Source organism: Pseudomonas marincola (genome assembly GCF_900682675.2).
GTDB lineage: Bacteria > Pseudomonadota > Gammaproteobacteria > Pseudomonadales > Pseudomonadaceae > Aquipseudomonas > Aquipseudomonas marincola.
In genome coordinates, this window is sequence record NZ_LR215729.2 from 4,005,226 (window position 1) to 4,020,455 (window position 15,230).

Sequence of the window (15,230 nt, forward strand, 5' to 3'; positions counted from 1 at the left end):
AAAGTTCTCAGTTTTGGGCTTTTGCTTTCGCGCTTTCCCTCATCTGAGGCGCGCCATTTTACGGATTATTTACTACCTGTCAACACCCTATTTTGCTTTTATGACAATACTTTGCAGATAAGTGCTTCACTGCTATATCTTCACTGAAAACAACACCCGCGGACACCGCAGGAACTCATCGCTGCAGGCCAGGACAACAATGACAGACAAGGAAATCCCCAAGGGCCCAAAAGCAAATGAGCCGACGCTTGCTCGCCGAGGAATACAGCCACGCCTAGGCGAATTGGCCCTCAGCTGCCGCAAGCTATTAATGAACAACCTGGCTGAAAACCTTACCGAGGTATTCAACTGGGCCGATAGCGCATTGCTCGAAGCTTCATCTGCTCAGCACACCCCTAATGCTCAAGCCCTCTTTTATGACGCCAGATCGCGAATCCGTGATCTGCGCAAAAAGATCGAGCATGACTACCACCAGAAAATCTCCCACAACTTCACCGAATTCTTTGAAGCCAAAGCACGGATCAAAGCACCCGGCGCGCAAAGCCCGAGTGAAGAGCAACCGCTCACACTGATTGAACCTGATGTGTATGAAGAGAACATGCACATCACCAACATGGTCAACCGGGTCAGCACAGCAAGCGCCCCTCATCTATATGCACTTGAGCAGCGCCTGGCGTTGCTTAACCGTGGCGTCAGGCCGGATACAGAACTCAATCCGCTCGGCCCGCGCTTGATCGCAGAGGCTTTTCAGCTGGCCCTGAAACCCCACGATCTGCAAATCCAGATAAAGGTGGTGCTTTATAAGCAGTTCGATCGCCATGTCATGAGCGGCCTCGACCTCACTTATCAGGCAGTCAATCAGCTCCTTATAGACGGTGGGATTCTGCCGAACCTTAAATACAGCATCCGCAAACCGAAAAGTTCCGGCGCAACCGGGCCCGCTGGCGGTAGCCACGCGCCAGCAGCGCATGCGGGCGAAGGAACACAGCCCGGCGCACCTGCCGGCATGCAAGCCGCGCCCAGTTCAGGGCACCCCGGCACCGCTTCGGGCTTCTCTGTACCTGAAACTCCGGGCACATTCAGCGCAACTCCGCCGACAGATCCCAACGTGCTGCTGAGCAGTCTGGCCGGCTTGATGACCGAACACCGCCGCTCACACCGCGATGATCCATTGCTCGGCGGCACGCACAGCATTGCCCACTTTGCCCCGACCGGCGCCACACGCAGTTACAGCGCAGGCGAGTTACTGGATGCCCTCAACCGCATGCAGCAGCTCACCGCGCAGGACATTGCCAAGCGACTGATGGCGCCGCAACCTGTAGAGGCGCTGAAGGCAGACCTGCATCAGCAGCTGTCTTCGTATAGCGATGAGCCCGAACAGCACAAGCTGACTGAGCAACAAGCCAACGTCATTGATCTGGTCGGTATGCTGTTCGATTTCATCCTTGATGACGAAAACCTGCCAAACGCCTGCAAGACCGTGCTCTCGCACTTGCATACGCCGTACCTCAAGGTCGCCCTGCTCGACAGCGCGCTGTTCAGCCAGCACAGCCACCCGGCCCGTCAATTGCTCAACACCATGGCCCAGGCTGGGGTGATTTATGGCTGTGAAGGTGAAGACAGCGACCTGCTGGGTAAAATGCAGCAGGTTGTCGAACAGGTAATCAACGGGTTTACCGGCGATCTGGCGCTATTTGGGGAATTGACCGAAGAGTTCAGCGCCTACGTCGACACCCTCAAGCGCAAGGTAGAACTGCGCGAACGCCGCGCGGTAGAGACAATCAAGGGGCGCGACAAGCTGCTCGAAGCCCGCGAGTTTGCCAATGAAATGATCTCGGCCAGCCTTGCGGACCGGGAACCACCCACTATTATCCGCAACTTCCTGAAGCTGACCTGGACCGATGTTCTGGTGTTTATCTACCTGCGTCACGGCCGGGACAGCGAAGACTGGCAAAGCGCCTGCAATGCCGCCGAGCAACTGGCATGGAGCGGCACCGTACTCGAAGCACAGGGCCTCAAGCGCTTGCATGAAGTGCGCGTGCATTTACTCGAATCACTGCACGACGGCCTGAACCTGCTGGGCGGATACAACGAAGAAGGTATTCGCCGGCTGCTGCAGGACATCGTCACCTGCCAACATGCCGTTCAGGCACGCCAGCCGGAACTGGCCGAGAAGCTCAACCCGAGCTTACTCGAAAGCCAATTGGGCAAAATGATCGAGGATCAACCCGCCGCCAAACCGGAGGACAGTGAAATCCCTCCACGCATCAAGGCGCTGATCAAAGAACTTGAACTGATCGAGTTCGGCACATGGTTCGAGTGCACGACCAACACCCCGTCGCGCCGCCTCAAACTTTCATGGTTCAGCCCCACCACCCGCAATTACATGTTTGTGGATAACAGCGGGCAGCGCGTGAGTATCAAAACCCTGCGCGAACTGGCCGAAGAGGTCGAAAAAGGCCTGATGCGGATAATCCCGGCAGACTCTGCCAGCCCGATCATGGATCGCGCCCTGAACGCGATTTACCGCATTATGCAGCGCTTTAGCGGCCGCACCACCGAGACATCCTGAGGAGTTTTCATGGACGAGCGTCGCCAGCAGAATCGCTACAACACCGAGCTGCAACTGGAAGTTTACGACCTGCATTCCGAGGAATACCTCGGGCGGGTCGTTGATCTTTCAAGCGAAGGTTTCATGCTGTTCTGCAACACTGAAATTGCCGTAGACAGCATCATCGCAGGGCGCCTTAAATGCGCGCAAACCATCGAAGGCCTGAGTGATATCACCTTTGGTGCAGAATGCCTCTGGAGCCGTCCTGGCGCGGATGGCCAGCATGGCTGGGCAGGATTTCACATTATCGACCTGGCCGAGGAACATGAGGCCACCCTGCAAGCCCTGCTCAAGCTGCATTAAAACGCCCGAGCATGTTTAGCCAGACGCTTGGCGAGCACCTTTGACGTCAGGCGCAAGCCAAAAAGCAGGCAAAAAAAGCCCCGCACTGGGCGGGGCTCATGTCACGCTAGCCGGTTACTGCGCAAAAACGATTTCATCGTCTTCGACACGGCCTATCAACGGGCTGCCGGGCTGGTACTTGCCAGCCAGAATCAACTGCGCCAGCGGGTTCTCGATCCAGCGTTGAATCGCACGTTTTAGTGGCCGCGCCCCGTATACCGGGTCGTAACCAATGGCGATCAACTTCTCCAGCGCCTCATCACTCAGCTCAAGCGTCAGCTCACGCTCAGCCAGACGACCACGCAGGCGCTCCAACTGAATCTGCGCAATGCCTGCGATCTGCTCATGGGCCAGGGGCTCGAAAATCACAACCTCGTCGATCCGGTTAATGAACTCCGGCCGGAAGTGTGTACTCACGGCGTCCATCACGGCCGCACGCTGCGCTTCGCGATCACCCACCAACTCCTGAATCTGCGCCGAGCCCAGGTTGGAGGTCATCACCACCACCACATTACGGAAATCCACTGTGCGCCCGTGGCTGTCGGTTAGCCGGCCATCTTCCAGCACTTGCAGCAAGATGTTGAAGACGTCCGGATGGGCTTTTTCAACCTCATCCAGCAGCACCACCGAGTATGGCTTACGCCGCACCGCTTCGGTCAGATAACCGCCTTCCTCGTAACCCACATAGCCAGGCGGTGCACCGATCAAACGGGCCACGGAGTGTTTCTCCATGAACTCGGACATATCGATACGCACCAAAGCCTCTTCGGTATCAAAGAGGAACTCGGCCAGCGCCTTGCACAGCTCGGTTTTACCCACACCGGTAGGCCCGAGAAACAGGAACGAGCCACTTGGCCGATCCGGATCAGAAAGCCCGGCACGCGAACGGCGTACGGCATTGGATACGGCCACCACGGCCTCATCCTGACCAATTACCCGCTCGTGCAGCAGCGTCTCCATTTTCAGCAGCTTGTCGCGCTCGCCTTCGAGCATTTTCGACACGGGAATGCCGGTCCATTTGGAGACCACCTCGGCAATTTCTTCCTCGGTCACCTTGCTGCGCAGCAGTTGATTCTCGGTCTTGCCGTGCTGATCGACCATCTCAAGGCTGCGCTCAAGATCCGGGATAATGCTGTACTGCAGGCGCGCCATCTGCTCAAGCTCGCCCTTGCGCCGGGCAACCTCAAGCTCCTGACGGGCTTGCTCAATCTTCTGCTGGATCTGCGCAGAGCCATGGACCTCGGCTTTCTCCGACTTCCAGATATCTTCCAGATCGGCGTATTCGCGCTCCAGACGACCGATTTCATCCTTGAGCTTTTCCAGACGCTTCAAGGCTGCATCGTCTTCCTCGCGCTTGAGCGCCTCACGCTCAACCTTGAGTTGAATCAAGCGCCGCTCCATGCGATCAAGCACTTCTGGCTTGGAGTCGATTTCCATGCGGATACGGCTCGCCGCCTCGTCGATCAGGTCGATTGCCTTGTCCGGCAGTTGCCGATCGGTGATGTAGCGATGGCTGAGTTTGGCCGCCGCGATGATCGCGCTGTCGCTGATCGCAACCCGGTGGTGCACTTCATAGCGCTCTTTAAGGCCACGCAGAATCGCGATGGTGTCTTCCTCGCTTGGCTCATCGACCAATACCTTCTGGAAACGCCGCTCCAGCGCAGCGTCCTTCTCGATGTACTGGCGATATTCGTCAAGCGTGGTTGCGCCCACGCAATGCAACTCACCCCGCGCCAATGAAGGCTTGAGCATGTTGCCCGCGTCCATCGCGCCCTCGCCTTTACCGGCGCCGACCATGGTGTGCAGCTCGTCGATAAACAGGATGATCTGGCCTTCCTGCTTGGAAAGCTCGTTGAGTACCGCCTTGAGGCGCTCCTCGAACTCACCACGGAACTTGGCACCCGCAATCAGCGCCCCCATATCCAGCGAGAGCAGGCGCTTGCCTTTAAGGCCGTCCGGCACTTCGCCATTGATAATGCGCTGGGCAAGGCCTTCAACGATGGCGGTTTTACCGACACCGGGCTCACCAATAAGCACGGGGTTGTTCTTGGTGCGGCGCTGCAACACCTGAATGGTGCGACGAATTTCATCGTCGCGACCAATCACCGGATCAAGCTTGCCCTCTTCGGCGAGCTTGGTCATGTCGATGGTGTATTTGTCCAACGCCTGACGCGACTCTTCGACGTTGGGATCATTCACCGCATCGCCGCCACGCAAGTTGTTCACGGCGTTTTCCAGGGCTTTCTTACTGACACCCTGGCCGAGCAACAATTTTCCGAGTCGAGTTTTATCGTCCAGCGCGGCCAGCAGCACCAGCTCGCTGGAGATAAACTGATCACCTTTCTGCTGCGACAGGCGATCAGCCTGATTAAGCAGGCGCGCGAGATCCTGCGACAAGTTCACATCGCCCGTCGGGCTCTGAATCTTGCCGAGCTGATCAAGTTCTTTGGTCAATGCGTTGCGCAGGCTGTTCACATCAAAACCGACCTGCATCAGCAGCGGTTTGATGCTACCGCCTTGCTGATCCAGCAAAGCCTGCATCAGGTGCAACGGTTCGATAGCAGCATGGTCGAGGCCGACAGCCATCGATTGGGCGTCGGACAAGGCAAGCTGCAATTTACTGGTTAAACGGTCTATTCGCATAACGTCACCCTTCCTTTAAAAGCAGGCCGGCGCACACAACCGCACCTAAAAACAAAACCTGCCGAGATGAACAATAGATCGGGGCAATTGTGCAAAATTCAAGCAACGAAGGAAGGATTTGATATTAAAGCCACGCCGCGCGCCCCACACCAAACCATAAGACGGAGGATGGATAGCCCCGCAAGGTGGCAATCCGTCATGGCGATCCCATCGCCCAAATCCGCGAATCACACGCAAATCAAAAGCCAGACCGCGCACGACCATGACACCGCAATGACGGATCAGCCTGCGGTTGATCCATCCTCCACGGAAGATTTCGACAAAACCGGAAAATGGAGGATGGATAGCCCCGCAAGGAGGCAATCCGTCATGGCGACCCCGTCGCCCAAATCCGCCGATCCACGCGCAAATCAAAAGCCAGACCGCGCACGATCAAGACATCGCAATGACGGATTAACCTGCGGTTGATCCATCCTCCACAGGAGATTTCGACAAAACCGGAAAATGGAGGGTGGATAGCCCCGCAAGGAGGCAATCCGTCAAGGCGATCCCATCGCCCAAATCCGCGAATCACACGCAAATCAAAAGCCAGACCGCGCACGACCATGACACCGCAATGACGGATCAGCCTGCGGTTGATCCATCCTCCACGGAAGATTTCGACAAAACCGGAACACGGAGGATGGATAGCCCCCGCAAGGAGGCAATCCGTCATGGCGATCCCATCGCCCAAACCCGCGAATCACACGCAAATCAAAGTCAGACCGCGCACGACCAAGACACCGCAATGACGGATCAGCCTGCGGTTGATCCATCCTCCACGGAAGATTTCGACAAAACCATAAGACGGAGGATGGATAGCCCCGCAAGGGGCAATCCGTCAAGGCGACCAAGTCGCCCAAATTCGCCGCCCCGCGCACAAATCAAAGCCAGACCGCGCACGATCATGACAATCCAGCCGGTTAATTTGCCAGCCAGATCATTGATGCAAAGCGTCCGGTGCGATTGGCCAGACGGTAGGAATAAAAGCGTGGATCTGTCACGGTGCAAAAATCGCCGCCGTAAACAGCGGTAATTCCGCGAGCAGCCAGGCGAATGCGCGCGAGCTGATAGATGTCCGCCATGAAACGGCCACTATTCTCGCTGGGCTTGAATGCCTCCACGGCATTGGCGTGCTGAGCGACGAAGGCTTCGCGCACCTCGGCACCCACTTCAAATGCTTGCGGACCAATCGCAGGCCCCAGCCAGACCAAGGTTTCCTCTGGCTCGACGGCCATTTCATCCAGCGTCGCTTCAAGCACGCCAGCCGCCAGCCCACGCCAGCCTGCATGCGCAGCGGCGACGCGCTTGCCGGCGCGATCACAGAACAACACAGGTAAACAGTCAGCAGTCATTACCGTACAGGCGACGCCCGGTGTTGCAGTCCAGCTGCCGTCGGCGCTGAGCACTTGCGTCGGGTCTGCCTCGACCACGGCAACGCCATGAACCTGGCTCAGCCAGGCAGGCTTGCAACCAATCAGGCTGATCAGGCGCTGGCGGTTTTTGGCCACCGCAACCGGATCATCATCAACATGCTCGCCCAGATTCAGCGTATCGAACGGCGCCAAGCTGACACCGCCCGAGCGTGTGGTAATGCAAGCTCGAACCCAGGCTGGCGCGGGCCAATCCGGGGTTAGCCAGTCGTGCGCAAAACTGCTCACCCGATAAATGCCTCGCGGTCTTGGCGCAACAATGTCAGCAGCCATACCAGATCATCCGGTAATGGCGACTCCCACTTCATGCGCTTACCGGTCTCTGGGTGATCCAGCTCCAGAAAACGCGCGTGCAGGGCCTGACGTGGAAATTCTTTAAGGCTTTGCACCAGCGTCGGGCTGGCAGCCGGCGGAATCCGGAAGCGTCCGGCATAAACCGGATCGCCAACCAACGGATAACCAACGTGGCTCATGTGCACACGAATCTGGTGGGTGCGCCCGGTTTCGAGTTTGACCCGGGTGTGCGTGTGCGAGCGGAAACGCTCCAGTACGCGGTAGTGACTGGTGGCCGGCTTGCCGCCATCCGTCACTGCCATGCGCTGGCGTTGCGCCGAGCTACGCCCGATAGGTGCATTGATGGTGCCGCCGGCGGTAATTACGCCGATAACGATGCACTCATAAATACGACTAACGGTACGTTTTTGTAACTGATCCACCAGCTGCGTCTGCGCCTGAATAGTTTTTGCCACGACCATGAGGCCCGTGGTGTCTTTATCCAGACGATGGACAATGCCGGCGCGCGGCACATTGACGATATCCGGAACATGGTGCAACAACGCATTCAGCAATGTACCGCTGGCATGCCCGGCAGCCGGATGCACAACCAGTCCGGCCGGTTTGTTGATCACCAGGATATGTTCGTCTTCGTAGACGATATCCAGCGGGATGTCTTCCGCAACCCACTCACCCTGCGCTTCTTGCTCGGCATTAAGAACCAGCACTGAGCCGCCGTGAACGATGTCACGCGGGCGCACCACCTGATCATCAACGGTCAGCAGGCCTTCTTTTATCCAGGCGGAAAGGCGCGAACGGGAGTGCTCCGCGAAGAGTTGGGCGGCGACTTGATCGAGGCGTTGACCACCCATTTCGGATGGAACCTCGGCGCTTAAATGAATGGCCTGCTTAATTATTGATGACATACTCTGCAACAGCGGGGGGCATAGCCTTTGGTTTCAGCTACGCGCTTGTGGTTAAATACGGCGACTTTGCCCCAGGGCTACCGGGGGCGTTCATCATAACAGGACGGCTGAGCTCAAGACAGCCGCCGTCACAGGGACGCAAGCCGCCATGCAAGTGAAACACCTGCTGCTGATCGCCATCCTCGCTCTAACAGCCGCCTGTTCGTCTAAAGAACCGCTGGACGAGAACCTCAGTGAAACCGAGCTGTACCAGCAGGCCCAGCTTGACCTGGACAATAATAGCTACTCCAGCGCCGTTACCAAGCTGAAAGCGCTGGAGTCGCGTTACCCGTTCGGCCGTTACGCTGAGCAGGCTCAGTTAGAGCTGATATACGCGCATTACAAGAATTCGGAGCCGGAAGCTGCACGCGCCGCGGCCGAGCGCTTTATTCGTCTGCACCCGCAGCACGCAAACGTCGATTACGCCTATTACCTCAAGGGTCTGGCGTCGTTCGACCAGGATGTCGGCCTGCTCTCGCGCTTTCTGCCGCTGGACATGACCAAGCGTGACCCAGGCGCTGCCCGTGACTCGTATAACGAGTTTGCCCAGCTCACCAGCCGCTACCCGACCAGCCGTTACGCGCCGGACGCCAAGCAGCGGATGATTTACCTGCGCAACCTGCTGGCCGCCTACGAAATTCACGTGGCGCATTACTACATGACTCGCCACGCCTATGTTGCGGCTGCCAACCGTGGCCGCTACGTGGTTGAGAACTTCCAGGAAACCCCGGCAGTGGGTGACGGCCTGGCGGTAATGACCGAGGCGTATCAGCACCTGACCCTGACCGAGCTGGCCAACACCAGCCTGGAAACGCTGAAGCTCAACTACCCGGATCACCCAAGCCTTGAAGACGGCCAGTTCGTGCCTCTCGAAGAAGAGGAAGACAACCGTTCCTGGCTGGCCAAGATGACTCTGGGCCTGATTGAAACCGACGCTCCGCTGCCGCCAGGTGAAACCCGCGCCAGCCAGGATGTTGAGCGCCAGTACCAAGACGCCCAGGACCAGATCCCGAAAGAAATCCGTGAAGGCGCGGTCGAAGAGCCTGAAGTCGAGAGCGATGATCGCTCATGGTTCAGCTACATGACCTTTGGCGTGTTTGACTAAGCGCCAATGCGTCACACAAAAAAGGAGGCTCAGGCCTCCTTTTTTGTACCTGCGATTTGTTCAATCAACACCATCATCGGTGGATGGATAGCCTCGGACCGAGGCAATCCGTCGCGCGACAACGTCGCCAAAATTCGCCAGTCCGCACGCAAATCAAAAGCCAAACCGCGTACGACCGCGAAACCACCATGACGGATTAACCTGCGGTTTATCCATCCTCCGCAGGAGAAGCCCCACGCAGCATTGCGCCACGTCACGCCATTCCACGCCTCACCAAACCACGCCACACGGCGATCGGAGGATGGATAGCCCCGCACCGGGGCAATCCGTCGCGCGACGACGTCGCCAAAATTCGCCAGTCCGCACGCAAATCAAAAGCCAAACCGCGTACGACCGCAAAATCGCCATGACGGATTAACCTGCGGTTTTTCCATCCTCCATGGGTGACGGCACGCAGCATTGCGCCACGTCACGTCATTCCACGTCACACCAAACCACGCCACACGGCGACCGGAGGATGGATAGCCCCGTACTGGGGCAATCCGTCGCGCGACAACGTCGCCAAAATTCGCCAATTCACCCGCGAATCAAAAGCCAAACCGCGCATGACCGCGAAATCGCCATGACGGATTAACCTGCGGTTTATCCATCCTCCGCAGGAATTGGCCCGTCCTGCTCACGCTTCACGCGAAGCAATCGATCTTAATCCCCGCGACGCCAGCCTGAGGTGATTGGGTAACGGCGGTCACGGCCGAAGCCGCGCTGGGTTACGCGCACGCCCACGGCGGCCTGACGGCGTTTGTACTCGTTCAGATCAACCAGGCGCAGCACGCGGTTTACTGTGTCGGAATCAAAGCCTTCGGCGATGATGGCATTGGCTGACAGGTCGTATTCGATGTAAAGCTTGAGGATTTCATCGAGCACCGGATACGGCGGCAGCGAATCTTCGTCTTTTTGATCCGGCGCCAGTTCGGCTGATGGCGGACGGTCAATAACCCGCTGCGGAATCACCGGGCTCAGCGTATTGCGGTACTCGCAAAGACGGAACACCAGGGTTTTGGGCACGTCTTTGAGCACATCAAAGCCTCCGGCCATGTCGCCGTAAAGCGTGGCATAACCCACTGCCATTTCACTCTTGTTGCCGGTGGTCAGCACCAGATAGCCCTTCTTGTTCGAAATGGCCATCAACAGCGTGCCACGGCAGCGTGCTTGCAGGTTCTCTTCGGTGGTGTCGCGGCCCATGCCCTCGAATACCGGTGCCAGGGTCGTCATGAACGACTCGACCATCGGCGCAATCGGCAGCACCCGATAGGTGACGCCCAACGCACGCGCTTCGGCCTCGGCATCTTCCAGGCTGATTTGCGCGGTATAGTGATAAGGCATCATGATCGCTTCGACATGCTCAGCGCCCAGCGCATCAGCCGCCACCGCCAGCGTCAGCGCCGAGTCGATACCGCCCGACAACCCTAGCAGCACGCCCTTGAAGCCATTTTTGCGCACATAGTCACGCACGCCCACAACCAGCGCATCGTATACGCTGGCTTCCAGTTCTGGCAGCGCTGCGCTGGCCGCTTCACGCGGGACAATTTGTTGATCGTCGAGAATCTGCAAATCGACCGGATACAGCCCTTCACGGAATGCGGCAATTCGCGAATGCACCGTGCCATCGGCTGCAACCACGCAGCTTCCGCCATCGAACACCAGCTCATCCTGACCGCCTACCTGATTGACGTAGACGATCGGCATCTGCCCGGCACGTGCGCGCTCACTAAGCACTTCTTCGCGCTCACGCTGTTTGTCCAGATGGAACGGTGAGGCGTTCAGGCTGAGCATCAATTGCGCACCGGCGTCACGCGCCTGCTGCATGGGCTCGGCGAACCAGATGTCTTCACAAATGGTCAGGCTTACGGCAATACCCTTGATGTCGACAACGCACGGTTGGTCGCCCGGGATGAAGTAGCGTTTTTCGTCGAAAACCTGATAGTTGGGCAGCTTCTGCTTGTAATAGCGGGCCAGCAACTGGCCATCGGCGATGACTGCGCAGGCGTTGTAACGCACCTCGTCTTCCAGCCACGGGAAGCCAACCACCACATATATGCCGCGTACTTCGTCCTGCACACGCTTGAGTGCCTGCTCGATGCGCAGTTGCATGCTCGAACGCAGCAGCAAGTCTTCGGGCGGATAACCGCTCAGCGCCAGCTCGGGAAACACAATTACGTCAGCATTCCACTGGTCGCGGGCGCTGCACGCAGCCTCGATCACTTGCTCGGCGTTGCCGTGAACGTCGCCGACTCGCATATTCAATTGGGCCATCACGACCCGCAGGGTTTGGCTCATGGCCGCCTCCACCAAATAAAAAGCATGTGCAATGGCATTCTGATGCTCATCGCCGTATGGCGCGCATTGTCCCGCATCGGCGCGTCCGAGAACAACGTCAAGCCCACTATTTAGCGCGAGCAATGTCACCTATTGCGGGTAATCTTAGGCGCAACACTGCCGAGCAATAGACAGTAAGACGATTAAAAATCGCCGATCATAGGCATTCGCTGATTCGCCCGCCGAATTAAGTCGAAATTAGCGGCTGTGCGCACCGGACAAGCTTCGCTAAACTGCCTGCACCCCTTTTGGAAGAGCATTTTATGGGCCTTTTTCGCCTGATACTGATTATTGCAATTGCAGCTGCCGGCTACTGGCTGTTCCGCCGAATCACCCGCCCTGCCCGGCCCAAGACCAAAGCCAACACGGCCAAGCCCATGGTGCGTTGCGCGCATTGCAATCTGTACTTGCCGCAAGAGCAGGCGCTTGAGCAAAACAGCCGTTGGTACTGCAGCAAAAAGCACTTAGAGCAAGGCCCGAAATCCGGTGATCGCTGATAAGTTCACCCTGCGCGGCGCTCAAGGTCGACGGATACTCAAGCTCTACAACCTTTACCGCGTAATCATCGGCCTGGCGCTGGCCTTCCTTATTTCCAGCGACCTCGACAGCCAGTTACTCGACATGGTGCATCCGGCGCTATTTCGCGCCGGCAGCTGGTTCTACCTGATTCTCAACATCACCATTGCGGTCAGCGTGCAACGCCCGCGCAGCACGGTGCAGATATTCAGCCTGGCCTTGGTCGATGTCATTTTGCTCTGCGCGCTGTTCTTTGCCGCAGGCGGAACGCCCAGCGGTATCGGCAACCTGCTGATTGTGGCGGTGGCCATATCCAATATTCTGCTGCGCGGCAGAATCGGCCTGCTGATCGCGGCCATTGCCACCATCGGCATGATTTACCTGACGTTCTACCTGAGCATCATTCACCCATCGGCATCGAGCCAGTATGTGCAGGCCGGGGCACTCGGGACCCTGTGTTTCGCCGCTGCGCTATTCGTTCAGGGCATCAGCAAACGTCTGTATTTGAGCGAGACCCTGGCGGAGCAACGTGCTGAAGAAGTCGCCAACCTGGAAGCCCTAAACTCGTTGATTTTGCAGCGCATGCGCACCGGCATTCTGGTGCTGGATACGCATAACCGCGTGCTGTTGGCCAACGATGGCGCCAAACGCCTGCTGGGACACACGGACATTACCGGGCTGATTGTTGATCCGCACTGCCCCGAGCTAATCAACTGCCTGCATCAATGGCATTACAACCCGACCCTGCGCTCGGCCGAGTTCAGGGCTCAGCCGGATGGCCCGATGTTGCAACCAAGCTTTGTTAAGGTGCAACACGGCGCACAGCAGAACGTGCTGGTGTTTCTGGATGACACCACCGAGCTAGCCCAACAGGCGCAGCAACTCAAGCTGGTTGCCCTTGGCCGCCTGACTGCTGGCATCGCCCACGAGATACGCAACCCGTTGGGCGCCATCAGCCACGCCTCGCAATTGCTCAATGAGTCGGAAGATTTGCAGGCCCCCGATAAACGCCTGATCCAGATTATTCAGGATCAGTCTCGGCGGATGAACCTGATTATCGAGAACGTGCTGCAGCTATCCCGCCGTCGCCAGCCGGAGCCGCAACTGCTCGACCTTAAATACTGGGTTCACCGTTTCGCCAGCGAGTTTCGCGGCACCCTGAAAAGCTCGCAGACGCTGCACGTAGAAACGCTCAAGGGCAATACCAAAACCCGCATGGACCCCAACCAGCTGACCCAAGTGGTAACGAATCTGGTGCAAAACGGCTTGCGCTATAGTGCTCAGAACAACAGTCAGGCGCAGGTCTGGTTACGTTTGTTCTGCGCCGATGAAACCGAATTGCCGGTACTTGAGGTTCTCGATGATGGGCGTGGCGTTCCAAGCGATCAGGTCTCGCACATCTTCGAACCCTTCTTTACTACCGAGAATAAAGGCACCGGCCTTGGCCTGTATATTTCGCGCGAGCTGTGCGAGAGCAATCAGGCCAGGCTGGATTACAAACCTCGTGATGAAGGTGGTAGCTGTTTTCGCATCACCTTTGCCCACCCGCGTAAATTGAGCTGAACATGACCCGCCAAAGAGCATTGATCGTTGACGACGAGCCCGATATCCGCGAGCTACTTGAGATAACCCTTGGCCGCATGAAGCTCGACACCCGTTGTGCGCGCAATGTTAAGGAGGCGCGTGAATGGCTGAGCAAAGAGCCGTTTGACCTGTGCCTGACAGACATGCGCATGCCCGACGGCACCGGCATTGAGCTGGTGCAATACATCAGCCAGCGCCACCCGCAGATGCCGGTCGCGATGATTACCGCCTACGGCAGCCTCGACACAGCGGTAAACGCGCTAAAGGCCGGGGCGTTTGACTTCCTGACCAAGCCGGTAGATCTCAACCGCCTGCGCGAGTTGGTGAACAGCGCATTGCGCCTGGGTTCAGTCGATAATCAGAAGTTGCCGGTTGATAGCCGTCTACTCGGCGACTCACCGCCGATGAACAGCCTGCGCAAGCAAATCCACAAACTGGCCCGCAGTCAGGCGCCGGTTTACATCAGCGGCGAGTCAGGCAGCGGCAAGGAGCTGGTGGCGCGGTTGATTCACGAATCCGGCCCACGCACCGAACAGCCGTTCGTGCCGGTCAACTGTGGCGCCATCCCTTCCGAGTTGATGGAGAGCGAGTTCTTCGGCCACAAGAAAGGCAGCTTCACCGGCGCCATAGAAGACAAGCAAGGGCTTTTTCAAGCGGCCAACGGCGGCACCCTGTTTCTTGATGAAGTCGCCGATCTGCCGCTGGCGATGCAGGTAAAACTGCTGCGCGCGATTCAGGAAAAAGCCGTGCGCCCGGTGGGCGGTCAGCAGGAAGTGGTGGTCGATGTGCGCATCCTCTCGGCCACCCATAAAGACCTCGGCGCCGAAGTGGCTGCCGAGCGCTTCCGTCAGGATTTGTTCTATCGCCTCAACGTAATCGAACTGCGCGTGCCGGCCTTGCGTGAACGCCGCGAAGACATCAGCCAATTGGCAAATGCCATGCTTGCAAGACTTGCCACAGGCTCCGGCGCAAGCCCCGCGACGCTTACCAGCGAAGCACTGGACAAGCTCAAGTGCTACCGTTTTCCCGGCAACGTGCGCGAACTGGAGAACATGCTTGAGCGCGCCTACACCCTATGCGAAGGCGACGAGATCAGCGCCGGCGATTTGCGCCTTGCCGACGCCTCACCGGGCGGCGATGCCAGCGAGGCGAGCCTGGCCGAGATCGACAACCTTGAAGATCACCTCGAAGAGATCGAGCGCAAATTGATCATGCAGGCGCTGGAAGAAACCCGCTGGAATCGCACCGCCGCGGCCCAACGGCTGGGACTGACATTCAGGTCCATGCGCTACCGTCTGAAGAAGCTGGGCATCGATTAAACCCAAACGCCAAAGCCCGAAAGC

Annotated in this window: 10 protein-coding genes; 6 read left to right on the forward strand and 4 right to left on the reverse strand. The window is 57.9% G+C overall.

The window, feature by feature from the left end:
* The first annotated feature begins 199 nt into the window (after positions 1-199).
* Both PMYSY11_RS18475 and PMYSY11_RS18480 read left to right on the forward strand, forming a co-directional pair.
* The gene (locus PMYSY11_RS18475; RefSeq protein ID WP_150547676.1) at positions 200-2,572 is read left to right on the forward strand and encodes a DUF1631 domain-containing protein; all 2,373 of its coding nucleotides are present in this window, start codon (positions 200-202) and stop codon (positions 2,570-2,572) included.
* Positions 2,573-2,581: 9 nt separating this feature from the next.
* Positions 2,582-2,914: a PilZ domain-containing protein gene (locus PMYSY11_RS18480; RefSeq protein ID WP_069898100.1), complete on the forward strand. Its 333-nt coding sequence runs from the start codon at positions 2,582-2,584 to the stop codon at positions 2,912-2,914.
* Positions 2,915-3,028: 114 nt separating this feature from the next.
* On the opposite strand, the gene clpB is transcribed toward PMYSY11_RS18480, so the two are convergent.
* The 3 genes from clpB to rluD form a co-directional block, all read right to left on the reverse strand.
* Complete coding sequence (gene clpB, locus PMYSY11_RS18485; RefSeq protein ID WP_150547677.1) at positions 3,029-5,596, reverse strand: ATP-dependent chaperone ClpB; 2,568 nt, start codon at positions 5,594-5,596, stop codon at positions 3,029-3,031.
* A 962-nt stretch (positions 5,597-6,558) separates the two neighbouring features.
* A complete protein-coding gene (gene pgeF, locus PMYSY11_RS18490; RefSeq protein ID WP_150547678.1) occupies positions 6,559-7,341 on the reverse strand; it encodes a peptidoglycan editing factor PgeF in 783 nt (260 codons plus the stop codon).
* Positions 7,293-8,267, reverse strand: coding sequence for a 23S rRNA pseudouridine(1911/1915/1917) synthase RluD (rluD, locus tag PMYSY11_RS18495; RefSeq protein WP_069898103.1), 975 nt, complete (start codon positions 8,265-8,267; stop codon positions 7,293-7,295). The genes pgeF and rluD overlap by 49 nt, the downstream gene beginning before the upstream one ends.
* A 148-nt stretch (positions 8,268-8,415) precedes the next feature.
* Here rluD and PMYSY11_RS18500 point away from each other — a divergent pair, with 148 nt between their 5' ends.
* Positions 8,416-9,411 (forward strand): outer membrane protein assembly factor BamD, encoded by a 996-nt coding sequence (locus tag PMYSY11_RS18500; protein ID WP_069898104.1) that lies wholly within the window; start codon positions 8,416-8,418, stop codon positions 9,409-9,411.
* A gap of 702 nt (positions 9,412-10,113) precedes the next feature.
* Here the strand turns inward: PMYSY11_RS18500 and PMYSY11_RS18505 are convergent.
* Positions 10,114-11,748, reverse strand: coding sequence for an NAD+ synthase (locus tag PMYSY11_RS18505; protein ID WP_150547679.1), 1,635 nt, complete (start codon positions 11,746-11,748; stop codon positions 10,114-10,116).
* A gap of 302 nt (positions 11,749-12,050) precedes the next feature.
* Between PMYSY11_RS18505 and PMYSY11_RS18510 the strand changes: the two genes are divergently transcribed.
* The 3 genes from PMYSY11_RS18510 to PMYSY11_RS18520 are packed head-to-tail and all read left to right on the forward strand — an operon-like array spanning position 12,051 to position 15,206.
* Positions 12,051-12,284: a PP0621 family protein gene (locus PMYSY11_RS18510; protein ID WP_150547680.1), complete on the forward strand. Its 234-nt coding sequence runs from the start codon at positions 12,051-12,053 to the stop codon at positions 12,282-12,284.
* Positions 12,274-13,866 carry a sensor histidine kinase gene (locus PMYSY11_RS18515; RefSeq protein ID WP_150547681.1) on the forward strand — a complete coding sequence of 531 codons (1,593 nt, stop codon included), beginning with the start codon at positions 12,274-12,276 and terminating at the stop codon, positions 13,864-13,866. Before PMYSY11_RS18510 ends, PMYSY11_RS18515 begins: the two co-directional genes overlap by 11 nt.
* Before the next feature lie 2 nt (positions 13,867-13,868).
* Positions 13,869-15,206, forward strand: coding sequence for a sigma-54-dependent transcriptional regulator (locus PMYSY11_RS18520; protein ID WP_069898108.1), 1,338 nt, complete (start codon positions 13,869-13,871; stop codon positions 15,204-15,206).
* Positions 15,207-15,230 lie beyond the last annotated feature (24 nt).

Coding starts and splice junctions, on each gene's coding strand:
- PMYSY11_RS18505 (WP_150547679.1), bottom strand. CDS start 11,748: ATGAGCCAAACCCTGCGGGTCGTGATGGCCCAATTGAATATGCGAGTC.
- PMYSY11_RS18520 (WP_069898108.1), top strand. CDS start 13,869: ATGACCCGCCAAAGAGCATTGATCGTTGACGACGAGCCCGATATCCGC.
- PMYSY11_RS18480 (WP_069898100.1), top strand. CDS start 2,582: ATGGACGAGCGTCGCCAGCAGAATCGCTACAACACCGAGCTGCAACTG.
- clpB (WP_150547677.1), bottom strand. CDS start 5,596: ATGCGAATAGACCGTTTAACCAGTAAATTGCAGCTTGCCTTGTCCGAC.
- PMYSY11_RS18475 (WP_150547676.1), top strand. CDS start 200: ATGACAGACAAGGAAATCCCCAAGGGCCCAAAAGCAAATGAGCCGACG.
- PMYSY11_RS18500 (WP_069898104.1), top strand. CDS start 8,416: ATGCAAGTGAAACACCTGCTGCTGATCGCCATCCTCGCTCTAACAGCC.
- PMYSY11_RS18510 (WP_150547680.1), top strand. CDS start 12,051: ATGGGCCTTTTTCGCCTGATACTGATTATTGCAATTGCAGCTGCCGGC.
- rluD (WP_069898103.1), bottom strand. CDS start 8,267: ATGTCATCAATAATTAAGCAGGCCATTCATTTAAGCGCCGAGGTTCCA.
- pgeF (WP_150547678.1), bottom strand. CDS start 7,341: ATGGCTGCTGACATTGTTGCGCCAAGACCGCGAGGCATTTATCGGGTG.